This window comes from Variovorax sp. OV700 (genome assembly GCF_900099805.1).
GTDB lineage: Bacteria > Pseudomonadota > Gammaproteobacteria > Burkholderiales > Burkholderiaceae_C > Variovorax.
The window spans coordinates 273696-295932 of record NZ_FNDR01000006.1; the positions used below are offsets into that span (position 1 = coordinate 273696).

The following is a 22237-nucleotide window of genomic DNA, read 5'->3' on the forward strand; positions in this document are numbered from 1 at the left end:
TTCATTCGTAACCGAACGAGCGCACGCGGGCCTCGTCGTCGGCCCAGCCGGAGCGCACTTTCACCCACAGTTCGAGAAAAACCTTGGCGTCGGCCAGCTTTTCGAGCTCGACGCGGGTTTCCATGCCGATGCGTTTGATGCGCTCGCCCTTGTCGCCGATCACCATGGCCTTGTGGCCATCGCGCTCGACCACGATCGTGGCGGCAATGCGCAAGAGGCGCTTCTGGCCCTTCTTCTGCGGCGGCTCTTCCTCGAACTTGTCGATGATCACCGTCGAGGTATAGGGCAGTTCATCGCCGGTGAGGCGGAACAGCTTTTCGCGCACCAGTTCGCCCGCGAGGAATTTCTCGCTGCGGTCTGTGAGTTCGTCTTCGGCGTAGAACCAGGGCTGTTCGGGCAGGTATTTTTCGCAGATGCCGAACAGGCGCTCGACGTCCTTGGAATTCTTGGCCGACATCGGCACGAACTCGGCGAAGGGGTGCTTCGCCTGCATGGTCTGCAGCCAGGGTGCGATGTCGCCGCGGCGGTGCACGTTGTCGAGCTTGTTGGCCAGAAGCACGGTCGGAATGCCCTTGCCGAGCAGTTTGAGCACCCGCTCGTCGGCGGGCGTGAAGCTGCCCGCCTCGACCACGAAAAGAATCAGGTCCACATCGCCGACCGCGCCCTGCACGGTCTTGTTGAGCGACTTGTTGAGCGCGTTGGCGTGCAGGGTCTGGAAACCCGGCGTATCGACGAACACGAACTGGGTTGCACCGATAGTGCGCATGCCCGTGATGCGGTGCCGCGTGGTCTGTGCCTTGCGCGAGGTGATGCTGATCTTCTGGCCCACCAGCGCGTTGAGCAGCGTCGACTTGCCCACGTTGGGCTTGCCCACAATGGCCACCAGGCCGCAGTGCCGGGGCCCGGTGGGGACCGTATCTCCCGCTGCGTCTTCGGGAGTTGCTGCTGAATTTATAGCGTCGTTCATTTCTGGTTTCACGCGGCTCCGCGTGCCTTGAGCCGGATCAACATGGCTGCCGCGGCAGCCTGCTCGCCGGCGCGTCGCGAGCCACCGATGCCGCGTTCGCGCAGGCCCAGCTCGGGCACCTCGCACTCGACATCGAAAGTCTGTTTGTGCGCGGCACCGAGCGTGGCCGCCACGCGGTACACCGGCAACTTCATTTTGTGGCCCTGGAGCCATTCCTGCAATTCGGTCTTCGGATCCTTGGCAACCGCGTCCATGCGCGGGTTGATCTCGACCGACTCGTAAAGCCGGCGCACCAGCGCCTCCGCGGCCGCAAAGCCCGCGTCGAGGTAGACCGCGCCGATCAGCGCTTCGAGCGCATCGGCCAGGATCGAAGGCCGGCTGGGCCCGCCCGAGCGCGCCTCGCCTTCGCCGAGCCGCAGCAGCGGCGACAGCTGCAGTTCCAGCGCCAGGCGATGCAGGGTGTCCTGCTTGACCAGGTTGGCCCGCACGCGCGACAGGTCGCCTTCGGGCAGGGCCGAGAGGCGGGTGTAGAGCAGGTGCGAGACCGCGAGATTGAGCACCGAGTCGCCGAGAAACTCGAGGCGCTCGTTGTGGTCAGCCGAAAAACTGCGGTGCGTGAGCGCGAGCTGAAGCAGCCGCGGGTCGGAGAACGAATGCTTGAGGCGCTCCTGCAGCGCCGCGAGGCTGCCGTCCACCTTGCGTGTCGCCGCGTTCAGCGGGTCTCGCCTTTGTACTTGAGCACCAGAAAGGCCGGGCCGAACAGGGGAATCTCCCGCTCGTAGGCATACGACACGACGACCTTGTCGCCGACCTTCTTGATGTCGAGATCCTTGCCGGAGACCGACTTGAAGTCGTCGATGGCCTGCGCCCGGTCGAAGATGGCGCGCACTTCAGGCACGGTGGTGCCTTCCTTGGCCTTGTTGGCGGCCTTGTCGATCGCCTGGTATTCGATCAGTGTCGGGATGACCTGCGCGACGACGACGCCCAGGCAACCCAGCACCACGGCGACAAACACCAGACCGATGAACGAGATGCCGCGCTGGTGCGCGGCCCTGCTGCGGATGGACCGATTAGCTCTCATGCCCTCTTACCCCTCGAACAATGCTGACTGCTTATTGGAATGGACCGATGCGACCCAGGTCGCCGAAGTTCATCCAGACGAAGAACGCCCTGCCTACGATGTTCTTGTCCGGCACGAAACCCCAGAAACGCGAGTCCGCCGAATTATCGCGGTTGTCGCCCATCATGAAGTAGTTGCCGGCGGGCACCTTGCAAACCACGCCTTCGACGGAGTAGCGGCAGTTTTCGCGAAACGGGAAGTCGGCGGCGCCCTGGACGAAGGCCGGGCCGGCATCGTCGTTGAGCAACCTGTGCTGCTTGCCGCCGAGGTCTTCGTTGAACTGCTTGAGCAGGCGCATCGAATCGCTGTCGAGATAGTCGGGCATCGAGGACTTGGAGACCGGCTGCCCGTTGATGGTGAGCTTCTTGTTCAGGTAGGCCACCTCGTCGCCGGGAATGCCGACCACGCGCTTGATGTAGTCCATGCTCGGCTTGGGCGGGTAGCGGAACACGACCACGTCGCCGCGCGCCAGCGGTGTGCCGTCGGTGATCTTGGTATTGATGACCGGCAAGCGCAGGCCGTAGGTGAACTTGTTGACCAGGATCAAATCGCCGGTCAGCAGCGTCGGCATCATCGAGCCTGACGGAATCTTGAAGGGCTCGTAAAGGAACGAGCGCAGCAGGAACACCACCAGGATGACCGGGAACAGCCCGGCCGTCCAGTCGAGCCACCACGGCTGCATGAGCAGGCGATCGCTGGCCTTGGCATCGGCCGTGTCGACCTGCGTGATGCCCTGGCCGGCCAGGCGCGCGTTGCGTTCGTGGAGCGAGGTTTCGAGCGCGGCGGCGGCGCGCTCGCGCCGGGGCTGGAAGTAGAAGCGCTCGGCCAGCCAGTAAAGCCCGGTGACCACGGTGGCCAGGAACAGCAGCAGTGCGAAGTTGCCTTCGATGGCGCCAAAGTACCAGGCACCGACGTAGCTGGCAAAGGCCGCGAGGACCAAAGTAGTGATGAATGCCATTTTTGAGATCAGTCTTCGACTTGCAGAATCGCGAGGAAGGCCTCTTGCGGGACCTCGACCGAGCCGATCTGCTTCATTCTTTTCTTGCCCGCTTTCTGCTTCTCGAGCAGCTTCTTCTTGCGGGTGATGTCGCCGCCGTAGCACTTGGCAAGAACGTTCTTGCGCAGGGCCTTGATTGTCTCACGCGCGATGATGTTGACCCCGATGGCCGCCTGGATCGCAACGTCGAACATCTGGCGCGAAATGATCTCGCGCATCTTCGACACCACGGCCCGGCCGCGGTACTGCGACTGGCTTCGGTGCACGATGATGGACAGCGCATCGACCTTCTCGCCGTTCAGCAGGATGTCGACCTTGACCACGTCGGACGCGCGGTACTCCTTGAACTCGTAGTCCATGGAGGCGTAGCCGCGGCTGACCGATTTCAGCTTGTCGAAGAAGTCGAGCACGATCTCGCCGAGCGGCATCTCGTAGGTCAGCATGACCTGGCGGCCGTGGTAGGCCATGTTCATCTGCACGCCGCGCTTCTGGTTGGCCAGCGTCATGACGGCGCCGACGTATTCCTGCGGCATGTAGAGATGCACGGTGACGATCGGCTCGCGGATCTCGCTCATCTTGCCGACGTCGGGCATCTTGGACGGGTTCTCGACCATGATGACTTCGCCGTCGTTGCGCACCACCTGGTAGACCACGCTCGGCGCGGTCGTGATCAGGTCCTGGTCGAACTCGCGTTCCAGACGCTCCTGCACGATTTCCATGTGCAAGAGGCCGAGAAAGCCGCAGCGAAAGCCGAAGCCGAGCGCCTGACTCACCTCAGGTTCGTAGCGCAGCGACGAATCGTTGAGCTTGAGTTTTTCGAGCGCGTCGCGCAGCGAGTCGTACTCGCTCGCTTCGGTCGGGTAGAGGCCGGCAAACACCTGCGGCTGGATTTCCTTGAAGCCCGGCAGCGCCTCGGTCGCAGTGGCGGCCGCGCCGCCCGTGCCCGGCTTGATCAGCGTCACGGTGTCGCCGACCTTGGCGGCCTGCAGTTCCTTGATGCCCGCGATGATGTAGCCCACCTCGCCCGCTTCGAGCGAAGGGCGCGGTTCGTTGGCGGGCGTGAAGACGCCGATGTTGTCGGCGTTGTACATGGCGCCGGACGCCATCATCTTGATGCGCTCGCCCTTCACCAGCCGGCCGTCCACCACGCGCACCAGCATGACGACGCCGACGTAGGCGTCGAACCAGCTGTCGACGATCATCGCTCGCAGCGGGCCGTCGGGATTGCCGCGCGGCGCGGGCATCTTGTGAACGACGGCTTCGAGGATTTCGTCGATGCCGAGGCCCGTTTTCGCGGAACATGGAATCGCGTCGGTCGCGTCGATGCCGATCACGTCTTCGATTTCGGTGCGCGCGTTGTCGGGATCCGCGTTCGGCAAATCCATCTTGTTGAGCACTGGCACCACTTCAACGCCGAGGTCGAGTGCGGTGTAGCAGTTGGCCACCGTCTGCGCTTCGACGCCTTGCGATGCATCGACGACGAGCAGCGCACCTTCGCATGCCGACAACGAGCGACTCACTTCATAAGAGAAGTCGACGTGGCCCGGCGTGTCGATCAGATTGAGGTTGTAGACCTGTCCATCGAGCGCCTTGTAGTGCAGCGCAGCGGTCTGTGCCTTGATGGTTATCCCACGCTCTTTTTCGATGTCCATCGAGTCGAGCACCTGCGCTTCCATCTCGCGTTCAGCGAGGCCGCCGCAACGTTGGATCAAACGGTCTGCGAGCGTCGACTTGCCGTGGTCGATGTGCGCAATGATCGAAAAATTTCTGATGTGATTCATCAACGGGGACGCTTAAGTACTTGAATTGGCTCGTGCGCAGAGTGCGACAGGCAAGAAAAAAGGGCGCGTCTTCTGGAGACGCGCCCTGAACCAACAAGCAATGGCAACTGCAGTAGTTGGAACTTCATTGTAGGCAAAAAGGGAGGCACGTACATCCGGGGACAGGGTCGAAACGGGTCGTTGCAGGTCCACAACATCAAAGATATAAACAACTTATCCACAGGATCGGTGGAGCACTCTATGAACAACTTGTGGGCGATCTGTGGAGCATCGGTGGACTGCTGTCTGACATCTCGCATGGTGGAGGAAACCCCCCTCCTTATGCACGGACTCAGCGCCCAATGAACCCTATTCTACCGAAAACCGTCCTAAGCCCCTCAACAAGTTAGTGAACGCAAACAAGACTGACGCATTTTCAGCCCAGAAAATTTTTTTGAAACCGCGCGCTCGAGCGTCGCAAACACCTCAAAAAAAGGCCCCAAACCCGACTGACGGGTGGGGCCACTTGACGGCAGCGCCAGATCAGCGTGTAGGTCGGATCAGGGCATATTGCGCCCACTCACCGCGACGGAACAGCACGCTGAGCGGCTTGTTCTTGTCAGCCTTGGAAATCGCGGACTCGAACTCCTTGACGCTCGAGACTTCGATGTTGCCGACCGAGAGAATCACGTCGCCCTCGCGCAGCCCGGCCTTGGCGGCCGCGTCGGTGGCGGCCTCGATGCGCACGCCGCGCACCTTGAGCTCCTTCTTCTGGGCATCGGTGAGGTCGCCGACCACCAAGCCAAGCGACTTGCTGGCCGCGGACGACGGCTTGGCCTGAGGCTCTTCGCGATCCTGCTGGCGCTTGCCGGCCGGCTTGGCTTCGGGATCGCCCTCGGCCACGGTGATGGCGAGTTCGCGCGAAGCGCCATTGCGGAACAAGGTCAGCGTGCTCTTGACGCCGGGCTTGGTGCTGGCCACCGAGCGCGACAGGTCGCTCGGCGTCTCGATCGCCTTGTCGCCGTATTTGGTGATGATGTCGCCTTCCTTCACGCCGGCCTTGTCGGCCGCAGAACCCGGCACCACGCTGTTCACAAGCGCGCCACGGGCCTTGCCCAGGCCGATCGATTCGGCGACGTCCTTGGAGACTGTGCCAATGGTCACGCCGATCAGGCCGCGCGACACGCGCCCGGTGGCGCGAAGCTGGTCGCTGACACGGATGGCTTCATCGATCGGGATCGAGAACGAGATGCCCATGTAGCCGCCCGAGCGCGAATAGATCTGGCTGTTGATGCCGACCACTTCGCCGCGCAGGTTGATCAGCGGGCCGCCCGAGTTGCCGGGGTTGATTGCAACGTCGGTCTGGATCAGCGGTACCAGGTCGCCAGTGTCGCGCTGCTTCGCGCTCACGATGCCCGCGGTCACGGTGTTCTCGAGGCCGAAAGGCGAACCGATTGCCATGACCCATTCGCCGACGCGCAGCTTCGAGATGTCGCCGACCTTCACCACCGGCAGGCTGGTCGCCTCGATTTTCACCACGGCAACGTCGCTGCGCTTGTCGGCGCCGATCAGCTTCGCCTTGAACTCGCGCTTGTCGGTCAGGGTGACGAGAATCTCGGAAGCGTCCTCGATCACGTGGGCATTGGTCATCACATAGCCGTCGGCGGACAGGATGAAGCCCGAGCCCACGCCGCGCGGACGCTCTTCCTCCTGGGGCTGTTGCGGCCGGTTCGGGCGCGGGCCCGGACGCGGGTTGCCGGGCAGCGGCTGGCCGAAGAAACGCCTGAAGAACTCCTGCATTTCCTCGTCCATTTCCCCGCCGCTGCCGCCACGCGTGGAAACCTTTTCGACGGTTCGAATCCCGACCACCGCGGGGCCCACCTGCTCCACCAGATCGGCGAAATCGGGCAATCCGCGCGCCTGCGGCGTCTGTGCCGTGGCGGACGATGCCGGCAGGAAACCGGTGGCAGCCGAAAAGGCGACGCCGAATGCGAAGAGATAGGAACGAAGCTTGTGTCCCTCGACTTTGAACATCATCGGTTTTCTTTCAAAAGTGCAGAGCGGCCAAAAGAAGAGCTATGAGTCGGTGGTGCGGAGTTGGTTCAGCGCCAGCTGCGCGCGGCCAGGAGGCAGATCAGCGCGTGCGCGCGAGGTTTTGCGCAAATGCGTTGAGCGTCTGCTGCGGCACCTCGCCCACGGCCGTGAGCCACCAATCGTTCGCCGGCTCGGGCAATCGCCGGCGAATGGCGTTGGTTGCACCGATTGTGAGCACGCCGTCACGGGGCGCGCGCTTCTCATCGTATCGCTCGATGAAAAGCGACACCGAGGCAAGGCCATCGGAGAAGGTCCACTGAACGGTTCGATCCTGCCCGCTCTTGTTGTCGCTGCCAGCCGGGCGGCGGTAGAAGCTGCGCGGCTTGAAACCGGCCACCGGCGACTTGAGTACCCAGCCCTCATCCTGCGCGTTGGTGCGCTCCAGCTCCAATTTTTCGATGCGATAGCCGCCGGTATTGGCCATCATCTGCGCGAGTGCCTGCGCCTTGACCGGTGCATCCAGCTGCAGCTCGGAAAACGCCGACTGCTCGACCACGCGAGAGTCGCTGTCGATGGTCTGCAGCTTCATGACCAGGCCGGAACGGCGCTCGCTCCAGATGCGATATCCGAAGCGAAGCCCGTCATGCGGCACCAGCTGCACCACGTCGGCGTCGAAACCGGCCACGCGGTCCTTGCCGATGGCACGGACATCGTAAAAGTCGCCGATCGACGAATCGGGTTTGTCGGGGAGATTGGGAAAGAGATCGAGGTTCTCGCGCTTCTCGACCTTCACGACCTTCGCTTCGGGCAGGAAGGTCATCACGTGGTGGTTGCGCCTGAAGGTGGAGCGCGGCGGACCCGACAGGGCCTCGATACGCTCGATCTGCATATCGCCGTCGCGTACATGCCAGATGCGTGCGCTCGACAGATCGCCGCCCGCTGCCGATACCACGAAGGTGCCGACGTAATTTCGCTGCCGCGCACCCGTGTGCATGCGCTGCAGCCATTCGACGACGCCCATGGCGGGCGGCGCGTCGCCGGCCTGTACCGAGGCCGCGCTCCTGGCGTTGGCCGGACCCGGCCGGCTCTGCGCCGCCGCGATCTGCACCAGACAAAAAGCAGCGAACACCAGCGTAAACGCGCGTGCAGAAATCGGCATCTGGACGGTCATTGGAAGGGCGGCAGGCGCGCGTCAGCGCGTCGGGCCTTCGAAGGTCGCGTTGCGCAGGAAACCGGAGGGCATTTGCGAGGCGCCGCCGGCTTGCTGGTGCGCTTCGAGCAACTGGTCGAGCCGCGGATCGCGCAGCATGACCTGCGGGCTTCCATTGCCGACCACCACGCGGGTCGGCGTCAGCGGCGCAGCGGCGGGCTGCTGATTGCCGGTGGCAGCGGCGGCCAGCACCGAGTTGGCTGCCGGTTGCTGCTGGACTGCCATCTGGGCACCCTGCGACGGAACGGCGGCGCCGTTTCCAACCAGCGTCCAGCTGATCGCAGCCACAGCCACCAGGGAGGCGGCGCCGGCCACGAGCTTCCAGCGAAAGACCGGCTCATTGGCCGCGTCGGCTTTGTGCCGCACCGCGTGAACTGCCACTGGGGCGGGCGCCACAACCGGGGCTGCGACGGCAGGCTCGGCCGCCAGGCGTTGTTGAAAGCGGGCCAGGAACGCATTGCTATCGCTGCATGGCGAATGCGCGCCCGCGCGCAACACGTCGCCCACCACGTGATAGGCACGCCAAGCCCGATGGGCCTCGTCGCCCGCGCAGACAGCCTCGATGGCCCGCGCGAAGTCCTCGCCCTGCAAATGACCATCCGCCAGTGCGGACACCTGCTCACGAACCGTCATTGTCTGATTCATTTCATTCACCTGCTTACCTACCAACGCTTGCCGGACTGGTTGTCCAGCAGCGGTTTGACCCTGGCCGAAATGGCCTCGCGCGCCCGGAAAATACGCGAGCGCACGGTGCCGATCGGGCAATCCATGACCTCGGCAATCTCTTCGTAACTCATGCCCTCGATCTCGCGCAGGGTGACAGCCTGGCGCAGCTCGGACGGCAACGCCTCCATGGCCGCCTCGACCACGCGGGCGATTTCGTTTGCCGCCAGGACCGATTCGGGGGTTTCGTCGCTGATTGGTTCGTTTCCGGGCCGGTAAGTTTCATCGTCGTCTTCAGAAGACGGCCGCATGGCGCTTTCGGAAATGGTCGGGTCGCGCTTCATGTCGACCAGTGCCTTCTTGGCGGTATTCACCGCAATCCGGTAAAGCCAGGTGTAGAACTGCGCGTCGCCGCGGAACTGATGGAGCGCGCGGTAGGCGCGAATGAATGTTTCCTGCGCGATGTCTTCGACCAGATCGACGTCGCGCACCATGCGCCCGATCAGGCGCTCGATCCGGCGCTGGTATTTGATGACCAGCAGTTCGAATGCTTTCTGATCACCCGCGACCGTGCGCTGGACCAGCAGCAGGTCGACCTCGCCCGGACGCGGCGCCTCGGCGGACACATCGGGCAAGCCGGAGTCCGGTGGCACTGGCGGCGGAGAAGTGGTCATCGAGGAGGTTCAGGGCGCATCGGCGGGAGCGGTCGCTCGCCAAGGCTCGCCGGCGGGCGGCGCCGACGGGGCGCGCGAATATACCGCACGGCGCAGGTCGCGCCAGCGTTCCGGCATGGCGCGCTGCTCGATCCAGATCCATCGGCTCGCGCGGCCCGGCTGGGTCAGCCGGACCAGCAGCAGCGACTGGAGATCGAGTGCGACGGCGGCGCGGGCCGCATGAACGGCACGGCCCGGATGGGCGCCCGTGAGCGTCCAGCCCAATCCGTCGAAGTGCAGCACCCCCGCGCCGTCGCTTCGCAGCCCGAGCCCGGCCGCGAGGCCCGACAACAGCACACTCAGCACCAGCAGCAACTGGCGCCAACCGGCACTATCGAACAGATAGCACGACAGTCCCGCGCACGCTGCGCCCAAGGCCCATGTGGCGACCAGAATCCGGGTGGCACCGCGCGAGCGCCCCACCGGGTATGTCACCGACGGTGCGCTGTGCATGAAAGAGCAATGCTCAAGCGCGCTTGAACACCAGCGTGCCGTTTGTGCCGCCGAAGCCGAAGTTGTTCTTGACCGCGACATCGATCTTGAGATCGCGCGCCACGTTGGCGCAGTAGTCGAGGTCGCACTCCGGATCCTGGTTGAAGATGTTGATGGTCGGCGGGCTCTTCTGGTGATGCAATGCCAGCACCGTGAACACCGACTCGATGCCTCCGGCGCCGCCCAGCAAGTGGCCGGTCATCGACTTGGTCGAATTGACGACCAGTTTCTTCGCGTGGTCGCCAAAGGCCTTCTTGACCGCATTGGTCTCGTTGACGTCGCCGATCTGCGTCGAGGTGCCGTGTGCATTGAGGTACTGCACTTCGTCGGCGTTGACGCCCGCATTGGCCAGCGCCATGGCCATCGAGCGGCGGGGGCCGTCGACGTCGGGTGCGGTCATGTGGTACGCGTCGCCGGTCAGGCCAAAGCCCGCCACTTCCGCGTAGATCTTGGCACCGCGCGCTTTGGCATGCTCGTATTCTTCGAGCACCAGCACGCCGGCGCCCTCGCCCAGCACAAAGCCGTCGCGGTCCTTGTCCCATGGACGCGAGGCCGTGGCGGGATCGTCGTTGCGCGTGCTGAGTGCACGCGGCGCGGTGAAGCCGCCGATGCCGAGCGGAGAAATGGTCGACTCGGCGCCGCCCGCGATCATGACGTCGGCATCGCCGTACTCGATCATGCGTGCCGACGTGCCAATGGCATGCAGGCCGGTGGTGCAGGCGGTAACCACGGCGATGTTCGGGCCCTTGAAGCCGTACTTGATCGACACATGGCCCGAGATCATGTTGATGATCGACGCCGGCACGAAGAACGGCGAAATGCGGCGCGGGCCGCGACTCGCGTATTCGCCATGCGTCTGTTCGATCATCGGCAGTCCGCCGATGCCCGAGCCGATGTTGCAGCCGATGCGCACGGCTTCTTCATAGGACAGCGTTTCGCCGGTCGGCAATCCGCTGTCCTGCACCGCCTGGATGGCGGCGGCAAGCCCCAGATGAATGAAGCGGTCCATGTGGCGCGCTTCTTTCTCCGAGATGTATTGGGTGATGTCGAAACCCTTGACCTCACCGGCGAACTTGCAGGCGAAAGCGCTTGCATCGAACGCGGTGATGTTCGCAATACCCGACTTCCCGGCCAACAGGTTGGCCCAGGATTCGGTTGCGGTGTTTCCGACAGGAGCGATGCAACCGAGTCCGGTCACGACGACGCGGCGTTTGGTCATGCCGGCAAACCTTTCTGGAAGCGCTGAACAACTGCGGTCGGCGCGTACGGGCTCGATGAAAAGCGCCGCCGGCCGTGGCAGTTCCAGCTGGCCCGATCAGGCCTTTTGATTCTTGGTGGCGTAGTCGACGGCGTTTTGCACCGTGGTGATCTTCTCGGCGTCTTCATCGGGAATCTCGATGCCGAACTCGTCTTCGAGTGCCATCACCAGTTCGACCGTGTCGAGCGAGTCCGCACCGAGGTCGGCCACGAAAGCCTTTTCGTTCGTTACTTGGGACTCTTCCACGCCGAGTTGCTCGGCGATGATTTTCTTGACACGTGCTTCGATATCGCTCATTTGGTTCCCTCTGAGGGTTGTAGGTAATCGGTGGATTTTAGCCGGGCGCATTGTGGCATTTGCCGTGCACCCGGTACGGGGAAAGTTTGCGCCTTGCGGCAATTACATGTGCATGCCGCCGTTGACGTGCAGTTCCTGCCCCGTCACGTACGACGCCTGGGGCGATGCAAGGTAGGACACGGCATGTGCGATGTCGGCTGGCTTGCCAAGGTGGCCCAGCGGGATCTGCTGGAGCAGCGCCTGCTGCTGAGCCTCGGGCAGGCTGGCGGTCATATCGGTCTCGATGAAGCCCGGCGCGACGCAGTTGACCGTGATGTTGCGGCTGCCGAGTTCGCGGGCGAGTGCGCGGGTCATGCCCGCGACACCGGCCTTGGCAGCCGCATAGTTGGCCTGGCCGGCATTGCCGGAGGCACCGACCACGCTCGTGATGCTGATGATGCGGCCGTAGCGCTGCTTCATCATCGGGCGAATCACCGCACGCGACAGGCGGAACACGGCTTTGAGATTGGTGTCGAGCACCGCATCCCAGTCGTCGTCCTTCATGCGCATGGCGAGCGTGTCGCGCGTGATGCCGGCGTTGTTGACCAGCACGTGAATCGCACCGTAGGCCTGCACGATTTCGTCGATCAGCGCCTCGACGGCTGCGGCGTCGTTCACGTTGAGCGCCCGGCCGCGGCCGTCGAAGGCACTCAAGGCCGAGGTGATCTTTGCTGCGCTGTCTTCGGTGGTGCCGGTGCCGACCACCTTGAGGCCGCGGTGCGCCAGTTCAAGCGCAATCGCCGCGCCGATGCCGCGCGACGCGCCGGTGACCAGGGCGACTTGCCCTTCGAATTTGGGAATGCTCATAAAAGTATCGGGGGCCTTGCGCCGTTCAGCCGGCGACCAGTTGTCGGGTGTCCGCGAGAGTCGCCGGGTCGTACACGGACGCGGCTTCGAGTTCGGGGGCAATGCGCTTGACCATACCGGCCAGCACCTTGCCCGGCCCGCACTCGATGATGGCGGCTACACCGCGCAGTTTCAAGGCCTGCACGCTTTCAACCCAGCGAACCGGCCCGGCCGCCTGGCGCACCAGGGCGTCTCGGATGCGTTCGGGATCGGTTTCAACGGCCACGTCGATGTTGTTCAGCACCGGAATCTGCGGCGCAGCGAACGTGATCGTGGTCAGCTTTTCGCGCAGCGCCTCGGCGGCGGGCTTCATCAGGCTGGAGTGGAAGGGTGCCGACACGGGCAGCAGCAGTGCGCGCTTGGCACCGTTGGCCTTGACCAGCTCGCAGGCCTTGTCGACGGCCGCCTTGCTACCCGCGATCACGGTCTGCATCGGGTCGTTGAAATTCACCGCCTCGACGATCTCGGCGCTTCCGGCGCCGAAGGACGCTGTTGCTTCCGCGCAGCTCGCCACCACCTTGGCCGCTTCCATGCCGAGGACGGCCGCCATGGCACCCATCCCGACCGGCACGGCCTGCTGCATGGCCCGCGCCCGAAAACGCACCAGCGGCGCGGCTTGCGCCAAGCTGAGAACGCCAGACGCCACCAGCGCCGAGTACTCGCCAAGGGAATGCCCCGCAACGACGGAAGGGGCCGCGCCACCGTCGGCCAGCCATGCGCGCCAGGCGGCAACGCCGGCCACCAGCATCACCGGCTGGGTATTGGTGGTGAGCGCCAGTTCTTCCTTGGGGCCGTTCTTGATCAGCGCCGCGACGTCTTCGCCCAGCGCCTCGGAAGCTTCGCGCAGGGTTTCGGCCACGGCCGGGTGGTCGCCCCAGGCGTCGAGCATACCGACCGCCTGCGAGCCTTGGCCCGGAAAGACAAAAGCAAAGGATTTCATTGTTTCAGCGTATGTCGCACTGCAGCCCCACCGCGAGGGGCATTGCAATGGCTACAGGTTCAATAGCACCGCGCCCCAGGTGAAGCCGCCGCCGACGCCTTCGAGCATGACGGTTTCGCCCTTCTTCACTTTGCCGGACCGCACGGCTTCGTCGAGCGCCAGCGGAATCGAGGCGGCCGAGGTGTTGCCATGCTCGTTGACCGTGACGATGAGCTTCTCGCGCGGAAGCTTCAGCTTCTTGGCCGTGCCTTCCATGATGCGGATGTTGGCCTGGTGCGGAATCAGCCAGTCGATGTCCGCTTCGGTCTTGCCTGCCTTTGCAAGCGTGGCGCGTGCCGCATCTTCGAGCACGCGCACCGCCAGCTTGAACACGGCCTGGCCGTCCATGTGCAGCAGCGGCGTGCCCAGCACATTGCCGCCCGAGACGTGGCCCGGCACGCAAAGAATGCCGACATGCTTGCCATCCGCATGCAGGTCGCTCGCGAGGATGCCGGGCTCGTCGCTGGCCTCGAGCACCACTGCGCCGGCACCGTCGCCGAACAGCACGCAGGTGGTGCGATCGTTGAAATCGAGGATGCGCGAGAACACTTCAGCGCCAATCACCAGCGCGCAGCGCGCGCTGCCGGTGCGAATCATCGCGTCGGCCACGGTCAGCGCATACACAAAGCCGCTGCAGACCGCCTGGACATCGAATGCCGCGCAGCCGGCAATGCCGAGCTTGTTCTGGAGAATGGCAGCCGACGACGGAAACACCATGTCCGGCGTCGACGTGGCGACGATGATCAGGTCGACGTCTTCCGCCTTGCGCCCCGCGGCTTCCAGCGCGTGCCGGGCGGCCTCGAGGCCGAGATCGCTGCTCGTGACTTCAGGCGCCGCAAAGTGCCGCGCGTGGATGCCGGTGCGTTCGACGATCCACTGGTTCGAAGTCTCGATGCCGCGTGTTGCCAATTCCTTGGCAAGGTCGTCGTTGGTCACCCGGCGCGGAGGCAGATAGCTGCCTGTGCCGGTGATGCGTGAATAAGAGCTCATCAAACGTGAAGGGCCGCCGCGTCGGCAGGCACCGCCGGCTCCTGCCGCGCGAGCAATGGCGCGGCGTGAGCAATGCGGGCCCGCACGCGGTCGAGCAGGTTGTTGCGAGCGGCATCATAAGCGCGATCCAGCGCGTGGCCGAAAGCCACTTCGTCAGCCGAGCCATGGCTCTTGAACACCAGCCCGCGAAGGCCCAACAGGGCAGCGCCGTTGTACCGACGATGGTCCAAGCGATTTTTAAACGCTTTTAGCACCGGGTAGGCAACAATTGCCGCCGCTTTCGTCAAAATATTGCGCGAAAACTCGATACGAATGAACTCGCCGATCATCGAGGCCACGCCTTCGCTGGCCTTCAGCGCGACGTTGCCAACGAAGCCGTCACAAACCACGATGTCGGTCGTGCCCTTGAAGATATCGTTGCCCTCCACGTTGCCGTAGAAGTTCAAATCCTTCGAGTTGGCGGCTGTACGCAGCAGTTGGCTTGCTTTTTTGATCGTTTCGCTGCCCTTTATGGCTTCCTCGCCAATATTGAGCAAGCCGACCGATGGAGCCTCGTTGCCGGTGAGCGCGGAGACCAGGGCCGAGCCGAGCACGGCGAACTGAAGCAGGTCTTCGGCATCGCAATCGACGTTGGCACCCAGGTCCAGCACCGTGGTGGCGCCGCCCTTGGCGTTCGGGAGCTGGGGCGCAATGGCGGGGCGGTCGATGCCGTCGAGCGTCTTCAGGAGATAGCGCGCAATGGCCATCAGGGCGCCGGTATTGCCGGCCGAAATGGCCGCTTGAGCGGCACCGTCCTTGACCTGCTGGATCGCAACGCGCATCGAAGAGTCCTTCTTCTTGCGCAGGGCGATTTCAATAGGATCGTCCATGCCCACCACTTCGCTGGCGGCAACGATGCGCGCACGCGGATGCGCAGCAAACCCGGCCAATGCGGCAGGCGCACCAACCAGCAGCAACGAAGCTTCGCTGTGCCGCTCAAGGAACGCGCGGCAGGCCGCGAGCGTGACGCGCGGCCCATGGTCACCTCCCATGCAATCGACGGCGAGCGTGATTGCGGAAGGCGCAGCAGTGATTTCGGGGGAAGAAGGCGTAGCCATCAAAACAAAGGCCCGACGCTACGGCAAAAGTAGCTTCGGGCCTTGGCCTTGGGATGCGAGATCAGGCTTCGGACTTGTTCTTGAGCACCTGGCGGCCACGGTAGAAACCGTTGGGGCTGATGTGGTGGCGCAGGTGCGTTTCGCCGGTGGTCGGTTCCACGGCGATGCCGGGCACGACCAGCGCATTGTGGGAACGGTGCATGCCGCGCTTGGAAGGCGACTTCTTGTTTTGCTGGACGGCCATGATGGCTCCTGGACTGTTAGGTGAGTGATTGGATGCGCTCTCTGGCGGTGGCAATACAGGGGCATGTATGGAATGCCTTGGTCTGTCTTGCTGCTCACGGCGGCGCGCGCGAAGCCCATGATTATAGCCTAGCCTGAGGAAAAGGGCTACTTGCCCTCTTCCGGCTTGCGCGAACGCAACGCGCCGAGCACCGCAAACGGGTTGGGCTTGGCTTCTTCCGCGGCGTTGAAATCTTCGTCGCTGGACGACAGTTGGATCGGCGTGGGGCAGACCTCGTGCACCGGCATGACGGGAATTTCCATCAGGAGCTCGTCCTCGATCAGTGCGTGAAGGTCGAAATCGCGGCTCACGACGAGCAGGTCTTCTTCCGATTCGTCGTCCTCGGCGTCGGCCGTGGCCTCGTCGGCCACGAAACGGAACCAGCGGTCCGACTCAACAAGCGTGTCCACAGGCGCCAGGCAGCGCTGGCAAACCAACGGCACGGTCGCCTCGGCCACCAAGTGCAGCCAGGGCTCGGCCTTGCCCAAGGCGCCGGGGCGCTGCTCGCCCACGGCTTCCCAGCTGACCACGGCATTAGGCGCCGGCAAAGCGAGTTCCTGCGCCAGCCGGGGATAGTTGGGGACCGGATCGTCGGCTGAAAGCGCCGCAGCTTCGGCGGCAAAGGCGGCCACGTCGAGCCGTTCGGGAACAAATTCTCTCTTCATCCGCTCCAGTCTAGCGCGCCGGCCGCGGGAATTGGCGGAGCGCCGCCAAAGGCTTTTTGGCAGCTCACGCACAATCGTCGCCATGCAACGCCCCTTGATCCTTGCCTCGACCTCACGCTATCGCCGCGAATTGCTGGCCCGCCTCCACCTACCCTTCGACGTGCAGCCCCCCGAAGTCGACGAGACCGCCCAGAGCGGAGAGACCCCGCGCGAGCTGGCCGAGCGCCTGGCATTGGAAAAGGCCCAGGCAGTTGCCGCGCGGTTTCCCGAGGCCGTGGTGATCGGTTCGGACCAGGTGGCCGACCTCGCCGGCGAGGCGCTCGGCAAGCCGGGCGACCACGCACGCGCCACAGCCCAGCTACGCCGGATGCGCGGCCAGACGCTGGTATTCCAGACCGCCGTGGCCGTCGTCTGCCAAGCCACGGGCTTCGTCCAGCGCGACCTGGCGCCGGTTCGGGTGGTGTTCCGCGAACTCAGCGATGCAGCCATCGAGCACTACCTGCAGGCCGAACAACCCTACGACTGCGCGGGCAGCGCCAAGAGCGAAGGCCTCGGCATCGCCTTGCTGAGCGCGATCGACAGCGACGACCCGACTGCCCTGGTCGGCCTGCCGCTGATCCGCACCTGCCGGATGCTGCGTTCCGCCGGGGTCGATCTGCTGTGACCCGCGGCAAGCTCTACCTGGTGCCCGCGCCGCTCGACTTCGGCTGCGATACACAAGCGCCGCTGCAGGACGCCTTGCCCCTCGGTACGCTGCAGGCGGCCGCCGGCATCACCCATTGGATCTGCGAGAACGCCAAGTCGGCACGCGCCTACCTGAAGCGCATCGATGCAGTCGTTCCACTGGCTGCGCCCCTGCAGGCACAGGACATCCGGGAACTGCCGCGCGAGGTGCACAAGAAAGGCGACCACGCCGGCCAGTTCGATGCCAAGCCATTGCTGGCCGCCGCACTCGAAGGCCACGACGTCGGCCTGCTCAGCGAAGCCGGCATGCCGGCGGTGGCCGACCCCGGCTCCTCGGTGGCGCGCGCCGCGCACGAGCTTGGCATTGCCGTAGTCCCGCTCACCGGCCCCGTGTCGCTGCTGCTCGCATTGGCGGCCAGCGGCCTCAACGGACAGAACTTTGCCTTTGTCGGTTACCTGCCGCAGGATTCGGGCGAGCGCCAGGTTCGCATCCGGGAACTCGAGGCGCTGGCCCTCAAGACCGGCCAGACGCAGCTTTTCATCGAAACCCCCTACCGCAATGCCGCGCTGCTCCAGGCCCTCGTGCAAACGCTGCAGCACAACACGCGGCTCGCCGTGGCGCGCGGGCTGACGCTCGCAACAGCCCAGGTGCGCAGCGAAACGGTGAAGGCCTGGCGCTCCAAGGCGCAAAGCCCGACGGACGAGCGCCTGCCCGCGGTGTTCGCGATCGGGCGCTGACGATGGTGGTGACTGCCGGCACCCGCTGGGCCGCGCGCGCGCAGTTCTTTTCTTCCGGCTTCATCTTTGCGACCTGGGGCGTGCACGTTCCAACGGTCAAGGCGCACTACGGCATCGACGAAGCCGAACTGGGGCTGGCCATGCTCGCGGCCGGTGCCGGCGCGATGTTCGGCTTGACCAGCGCCGGGCGTTGGATCGGCGGCCACGGCCCGCGGCGCATGGCCGCCCTCTGCGGCTGCGTCTACGCGCTGCTGCTTGGCGGGTTGATTGCCATGCCGGGCTACCTCTTCCTGCTGGCGCTGCTGGCTGTCTTCGGTCTTGTCACCAGCGTGTTCGACGTGGCCATCAATGCCGAAGCGGCGCAACTCGAGCTGCATGGCGGCAAACCGCTGATGAGCGGCATGCACGGCATGTTCAGCCTGGGCGGCATGGCCGGCGCCGCGAGCGGCAGCGCGGCACTGGCGGCCGGGCTCGAAGCCCAGGCCCACCTCCTGTGGGTCGCGGTGGCCATGGTGCTGGTGGTGGCCGCGTCTTCGTGGCACATGCTCCCCAAGCCGCCTGCCACCAGCGACGCATCCCCGGCCGACCACGCATTTCGGCTGCCTCGCGGCGTGCTCGCGGTGCTGGGCTTGCTCGCCGCGCTGGGCCTGATTGCCGAAGGCGCGATCTACGACTGGAGCGTGCTCTACATGCAGCAGGAACTCGGCAGCCCGCAAAAGCAGGCCGCGCTGGCGTATGCAAGCTTTTCGGCCGCCATGGCAGCCGCGCGTTTCGGTGGCGATGCGATGCGTGCGCGCTTCTCGCCGGCTGCGCTGCTGCTCGGCAGCGGCTTGCTTGCGGCGGCGGCCATGACGCTGGTTCTGCTGACCGACCTGCCCTGGCTCGCGCTGATCGGCTTTGCGGGAGTGGGCGTGGGGTTCGCGAACGTGGTGCCGATCTTGTTCGGTGCATCGGCCCGCGTGCCCGGCGTCGAAGCCGCAACGGGCATCGCGGCCGTCTCGGCCATCGCCTACCTGGGCTTCATGGCCGGACCCGCCGTCATCGGGCTGCTGGCCCGGGCCACTTCGCTGACGGCCGCGCTCTATGTGGTCGTGGTTTTTGCCGCGGCGCTGGCCGCATCGGCCCGTTTCACGGACAGCGGCAGCCCAAGCTGAGCCGGCCGCCGACCTCAGCGCAGCGCCGGCGTAGCGAACTGCAGCGAGCGCACGGTGGCGTCGCCCATCGCGGCGCCGAATTTCTTGGCCAGCTTTTCAGCCACGTTGTCGCGCCGCGTGTAGTCGGTCACCTCTTCGGCCTTGATCACCTCGCGTGCGACGTAGTCGACATTGCCGAGCTGGTCAGCCAGGCCGAACGCAACGGCTTGTTCGCCGCTCCAGAACAGGCCGCTGAAAAGTCCCGGGGTGTCGAGCTTGAGCCGGTCGCCGCGCCCGGCCTTCACCACGTTGATGAACTGCGTGTGAATCTGGTTCAGCATGGTTTGGGCATGAGCGCGCTGCGCATCGCTCATCGGGCTGAACGGATCGAGGAAGCCTTTGTTCTCGCCGGCGGTGAGCAGGCGTCGCTCCACGCCGACCTTGTCCATGACGCCGGTGAAGCCGAAGCCGTCCATCAGCACGCCGATGCTGCCGACGATGCTGGCCTTGTCGACGAAGATCTTGTCGGTGGCGGCGGCAATGTAATAGGCGGCAGAGGCGCAGGTTTCTTCGACCACCGCGTAGACCGGCTTCTTGTGCTTGGCCTTCAGGCGCTTGATCTCGTCGCTGATGATGCCGGCCTGCACGGGGCTGCCGCCGGGCGAGTTGATCAGCAGCACGATGCCCTTGGCACCCTCGTCCTCGAAAGCGGTCTTCATGGCCGCCACGACGAATTCCGCGCTCGCGTCGCCGCCGTTGGCGATTTCGCCCTTGATTTCGACGACAGCGGTGTGGGCCGTGGTCTTGGCGGCGCTCGGCGCGTTGCGCGACATCGCGAGCCAGACCAGGAAGATGAAGAACGCGAGCCACGAAAGGCGCGTGAAGGTCTTCCAACGGCGCGCGGCCCTTTGCTCGTTCAGGGAGGCGAAGGCAAGCTTCTCGAGCGTTGCGCGCTCCCACCCTGGGCGTTGCGTGGGATCTTTGGCCATGTTTCTTGGAGCGCCCTGCGAGGACGCAATAGGAGTGGCCGGCTCAAAAGGATCAAAACCTTCGGGTTCCGTGCGGTTCGGGTCGGTCATTTCAAAAAGTCAGGGGATGGAGGTTCCAGGCAGTATGCCAGTGCACCACGCCGTCACGTTCGCTGAGGGCGATCTTCACAAGGCCGCCGCGGCATGGGCCGCCGGCACATTCGCCGGTGTCCGGCTTGTAGACCGCGCCATGCGTGGCGCAGAGCAGCCACTGCCCACTGTCGTCGAAGAAGCGGTCAGGCTGGAAATCGAGTTCCATCGCTACATGACTGCATCGGTTCAGATAGGCATGCGGCTGCCCTTCAAAGCGCACGGCAAATGCGCGGCATGTTTCGCCGCCGTAAACCACATCAAAGGGCACGGCCCGGCCCCCCTCGACCAGGTCCGAGGCGTTGCACAGGGGGATGGGCTTTTCTTCGCTCATCGCGAGATTTTCAGGCGTTGTCCAGAAGCCATGCCTCGAGGCTGGCCACCGAGTGGGCGACGAACAACGGCTTCAGCACGTCGAAGCTCTCGGGCTCGTGCGCGCCATAGCTCACGCCCACGCTGGCGCAGCCGGCATTGAGCGCCAGCTGCAGGTCGTGTGTGGTGTCGCCGATCATCAGCGTGCGCTCGACCGGAATGTCGAGCTCTTCCATCAGCTCCAGCAGCATGCGCGGATGGGGCTTGCCGAAAGTCTCGTCGGCGGTACGTGACGCATCGAAGCGGTCGCGCAGCGCCATCGACTTCAGCGCCTCGTTGAGGCCGCGGCGCGATTTGCCGGTGGCCACCGCGAGCTTGTGGCCCCGCGCGCGCAAGGCATCGAGCATCTGCAGCACGCCGTCGAACAGCACAAGGTCGTCCTGGTGCTGCAAATAGTGATAGCGGTAGCGTGCGCCGAGCTCGGCGTATTTTTCCTTCGGCACGTCGGGGGCCGCGCGCGCCAGGGCCTCTGCAAGGCCCAGGCCGATGACCCATGCGGCATCGTTCTCGCTGGGCTTGGCACCGCCCACATCGATCACGGCTGCCTGGATGCAGCGCACGATGAGCCGCGTGGAGTCGTAGAGGGTGCCGTCCCAATCGAAGGCGATCAGGTCGAAACGCAGAGGTCTGGAAGATTCAGTCATTGGCCGTAGGAGTCGGATGTTGGGCAAGCGCCTCGAGCGCCTGGGGCGGCATCAACGCGTGCAGTTCGGGCGGCAGGCCGGCCTGCAGCGCCACGCGCTCGCCGGTCGAGGGATGGTTGAACTGCAACCGCCAGGCATGCAGAAACATGCGCCGGAGGCCGAGTTTATGGAGCACACGCTGGCGTTCGAAGTCGCCGTACTTGTCGTCGCCGGCAATCGCATGACCTGCCGATGCAAGGTGCACGCGGATCTGGTGCGTGCGGCCGGTCTTGATGGTGACCGCCAGCAGAGACAGCGGCGCGGCATCGCCCGGCAGCGTAAGCCTCGCCAGCACGCGCACCAGCGTCACCGCGCGCATCGCGTCGGGATGGTCCTTGGCAACCACGCGCACGCGGCGCTCGCCGGCGCCGGCACCGTCGCCCGGCAGCAGGAACTTGGCCAGTGGCGCGTCGAGCACCTTCTTGTTGGCAGGCCAGGCACCTTCGACCAGCGCGAGGTAGGTCTTGCCCGTCTCGCGCTCGCGGAACTGGTCTTGCAGCGCCACCAGCGCGCTGCGCTTCTTGGCCACCAGCAGGATGCCCGAGGTCTCGCGGTCGAGCCGGTGCACGAGCTCCAGGAATTTGGCGCCCGGCCGCGCCGTTCGCAGCTGCTCGATCACGCCAAAGCTCACCCCGCTGCCGCCATGCACCGCCACGCCGGCGGGCTTGTCGATGGCCATCAGCGCGTCGTCTTCCAGCAGCACCGGAAATTCGCGCGCGGGCGCGGGTGCAGTGGCCCCCTCTTCGGCGCGCAGCGATATCCGCACCGGCGGCAGCCGCAACACGTCGCCGGTCTCGATGCGGGAGTCGGCCTGCGCCCGCCCCTTATTGATGCGCACCTCGCCCGACCGGATGATCCGGTAGACATGTGTCTTGGGGACGCCCTTCAGATGGCGGAACAGGAAGTTGTCCAGCCGTTGCCCAGCGGATTCGGCGTCCACAGTAATGAATTTGATGGACGCGTGCGGCGCCCCGGCATCGGCCGCGGCTTTTTGATCTGCGGGATTTGGAGCGGCCGCAGGGCTTTGCTTCGCACCTATAATGTTTTTCACCAGCGCGGTCGTGTAAGTGCTTGATTAGACAGAAGTTTAGATCACTGC

Annotated in this window: 25 protein-coding genes; 3 read left to right on the plus strand and 22 right to left on the minus strand. The window is 64.8% G+C overall.

Translation table 11 applies throughout. The annotated features are described in order from the left end of the window. Position 1: 1 nt before the first annotated feature. The 18 genes from era to BLR24_RS16620 form a co-directional block, all read right to left on the minus strand. Positions 2-967: a GTPase Era gene (gene era, locus BLR24_RS16535; protein ID WP_093018988.1), complete on the minus strand. Its 966-nt coding sequence runs from the start codon at positions 965-967 to the stop codon at positions 2-4. A gap of 8 nt (positions 968-975) precedes the next feature. Beyond that, entirely contained in the window at positions 976-1662 is a 687-nt protein-coding gene (gene rnc, locus BLR24_RS16540) for a ribonuclease III (protein ID WP_093018772.1), read from the minus strand. 17 nt (positions 1663-1679) lie between these two features. Continuing rightward, complete coding sequence (locus BLR24_RS16545; protein ID WP_093018774.1) at positions 1680-2048, minus strand: DUF4845 domain-containing protein; 369 nt, start codon at positions 2046-2048, stop codon at positions 1680-1682. Positions 2049-2079: 31 nt separating this feature from the next. Then, on the minus strand, positions 2080-3045 hold the full coding sequence (gene lepB / locus BLR24_RS16550) for a signal peptidase I (protein WP_093018776.1): 966 nt from the start codon (positions 3043-3045) through the stop codon (positions 2080-2082). A gap of 8 nt (positions 3046-3053) precedes the next feature. Next, on the minus strand, positions 3054-4865 hold the full coding sequence (gene lepA / locus BLR24_RS16555) for a translation elongation factor 4 (protein ID WP_093018778.1): 1812 nt from the start codon (positions 4863-4865) through the stop codon (positions 3054-3056). Between the two features lie 522 nt (positions 4866-5387). Continuing rightward, positions 5388-6881, minus strand: a complete 1494-nt coding sequence (locus tag BLR24_RS16560; protein ID WP_093018780.1) for a DegQ family serine endoprotease — start codon at positions 6879-6881, stop codon at positions 5388-5390. A 97-nt stretch (positions 6882-6978) separates the two neighbouring features. Beyond that, positions 6979-8049, minus strand: coding sequence for a MucB/RseB C-terminal domain-containing protein (locus tag BLR24_RS16565; protein WP_093018782.1), 1071 nt, complete (start codon positions 8047-8049; stop codon positions 6979-6981). A gap of 21 nt (positions 8050-8070) precedes the next feature. After that, positions 8071-8733, minus strand: a complete 663-nt coding sequence (locus BLR24_RS16570) for a sigma-E factor negative regulatory protein (protein WP_093018784.1) — start codon at positions 8731-8733, stop codon at positions 8071-8073. A gap of 17 nt (positions 8734-8750) precedes the next feature. Further along, complete coding sequence (gene rpoE / locus BLR24_RS16575) at positions 8751-9425, minus strand: RNA polymerase sigma factor RpoE (protein ID WP_254787347.1); 675 nt, start codon at positions 9423-9425, stop codon at positions 8751-8753. 9 nt (positions 9426-9434) lie between these two features. Beyond that, complete coding sequence (locus BLR24_RS16580; RefSeq protein WP_093018786.1) at positions 9435-9917, minus strand: hypothetical protein; 483 nt, start codon at positions 9915-9917, stop codon at positions 9435-9437. A gap of 13 nt (positions 9918-9930) precedes the next feature. Next, complete coding sequence (gene fabF / locus BLR24_RS16585) at positions 9931-11175, minus strand: beta-ketoacyl-ACP synthase II (protein WP_093018788.1); 1245 nt, start codon at positions 11173-11175, stop codon at positions 9931-9933. A 96-nt stretch (positions 11176-11271) separates the two neighbouring features. Continuing rightward, a complete protein-coding gene (acpP, locus tag BLR24_RS16590) occupies positions 11272-11511 on the minus strand; it encodes an acyl carrier protein (protein WP_007830471.1) in 240 nt (79 codons plus the stop codon). Between the two features lie 102 nt (positions 11512-11613). Next, positions 11614-12357, minus strand: a complete 744-nt coding sequence (gene fabG, locus BLR24_RS16595; protein WP_093018790.1) for a 3-oxoacyl-ACP reductase FabG — start codon at positions 12355-12357, stop codon at positions 11614-11616. Between the two features lie 25 nt (positions 12358-12382). After that, on the minus strand, positions 12383-13336 hold the full coding sequence (gene fabD, locus BLR24_RS16600; RefSeq protein WP_093018792.1) for an ACP S-malonyltransferase: 954 nt from the start codon (positions 13334-13336) through the stop codon (positions 12383-12385). Positions 13337-13387: 51 nt separating this feature from the next. After that, positions 13388-14365, minus strand: coding sequence for a beta-ketoacyl-ACP synthase III (locus tag BLR24_RS16605; RefSeq protein WP_093018794.1), 978 nt, complete (start codon positions 14363-14365; stop codon positions 13388-13390). Further along, positions 14365-15462: a phosphate acyltransferase PlsX gene (gene plsX, locus BLR24_RS16610; RefSeq protein ID WP_093018796.1), complete on the minus strand. Its 1098-nt coding sequence runs from the start codon at positions 15460-15462 to the stop codon at positions 14365-14367. The genes BLR24_RS16605 and plsX overlap by 1 nt, the downstream gene beginning before the upstream one ends. A gap of 61 nt (positions 15463-15523) precedes the next feature. Then, positions 15524-15706, minus strand: coding sequence for a 50S ribosomal protein L32 (gene rpmF / locus BLR24_RS16615; protein WP_007830466.1), 183 nt, complete (start codon positions 15704-15706; stop codon positions 15524-15526). Between the two features lie 146 nt (positions 15707-15852). After that, on the minus strand, positions 15853-16410 hold the full coding sequence (locus BLR24_RS16620; RefSeq protein ID WP_093018798.1) for a YceD family protein: 558 nt from the start codon (positions 16408-16410) through the stop codon (positions 15853-15855). An 82-nt stretch (positions 16411-16492) separates the two neighbouring features. Between BLR24_RS16620 and BLR24_RS16625 the strand changes: the two genes are divergently transcribed. Genes BLR24_RS16625 through BLR24_RS16635 form a run of 3 tightly spaced genes read left to right on the plus strand, consistent with a single transcriptional unit; the run spans position 16493 to position 18986 of the window. Further along, on the plus strand, positions 16493-17074 hold the full coding sequence (locus BLR24_RS16625; RefSeq protein ID WP_093018800.1) for a Maf family protein: 582 nt from the start codon (positions 16493-16495) through the stop codon (positions 17072-17074). After that, a complete protein-coding gene (locus BLR24_RS16630) occupies positions 17071-17832 on the plus strand; it encodes an SAM-dependent methyltransferase (protein ID WP_093018802.1) in 762 nt (253 codons plus the stop codon). The genes BLR24_RS16625 and BLR24_RS16630 overlap by 4 nt, the downstream gene beginning before the upstream one ends. A gap of 2 nt (positions 17833-17834) precedes the next feature. Beyond that, positions 17835-18986 carry an MFS transporter gene (locus BLR24_RS16635; protein ID WP_093018804.1) on the plus strand — a complete coding sequence of 384 codons (1152 nt, stop codon included), beginning with the start codon at positions 17835-17837 and terminating at the stop codon, positions 18984-18986. A gap of 14 nt (positions 18987-19000) precedes the next feature. Here the strand turns inward: BLR24_RS16635 and BLR24_RS16640 are convergent, their stop codons facing one another. Genes BLR24_RS16640 through BLR24_RS16655 form a run of 4 tightly spaced genes read right to left on the minus strand, consistent with a single transcriptional unit; the run spans position 19001 to position 22189 of the window. After that, positions 19001-20044: a S49 family peptidase gene (locus BLR24_RS16640; protein ID WP_093018806.1), complete on the minus strand. Its 1044-nt coding sequence runs from the start codon at positions 20042-20044 to the stop codon at positions 19001-19003. 1 nt (position 20045) lies between these two features. After that, positions 20046-20417: a Rieske (2Fe-2S) protein gene (locus BLR24_RS16645; RefSeq protein WP_093018808.1), complete on the minus strand. Its 372-nt coding sequence runs from the start codon at positions 20415-20417 to the stop codon at positions 20046-20048. Positions 20418-20427: 10 nt separating this feature from the next. Then, positions 20428-21099 (minus strand): HAD family hydrolase, encoded by a 672-nt coding sequence (locus BLR24_RS16650; RefSeq protein ID WP_093018810.1) that lies wholly within the window; start codon positions 21097-21099, stop codon positions 20428-20430. After that, positions 21092-22189, minus strand: coding sequence for an RluA family pseudouridine synthase (locus tag BLR24_RS16655; RefSeq protein WP_093018812.1), 1098 nt, complete (start codon positions 22187-22189; stop codon positions 21092-21094). Before BLR24_RS16655 ends, BLR24_RS16650 begins: the two co-directional genes overlap by 8 nt. Positions 22190-22237 lie beyond the last annotated feature (48 nt).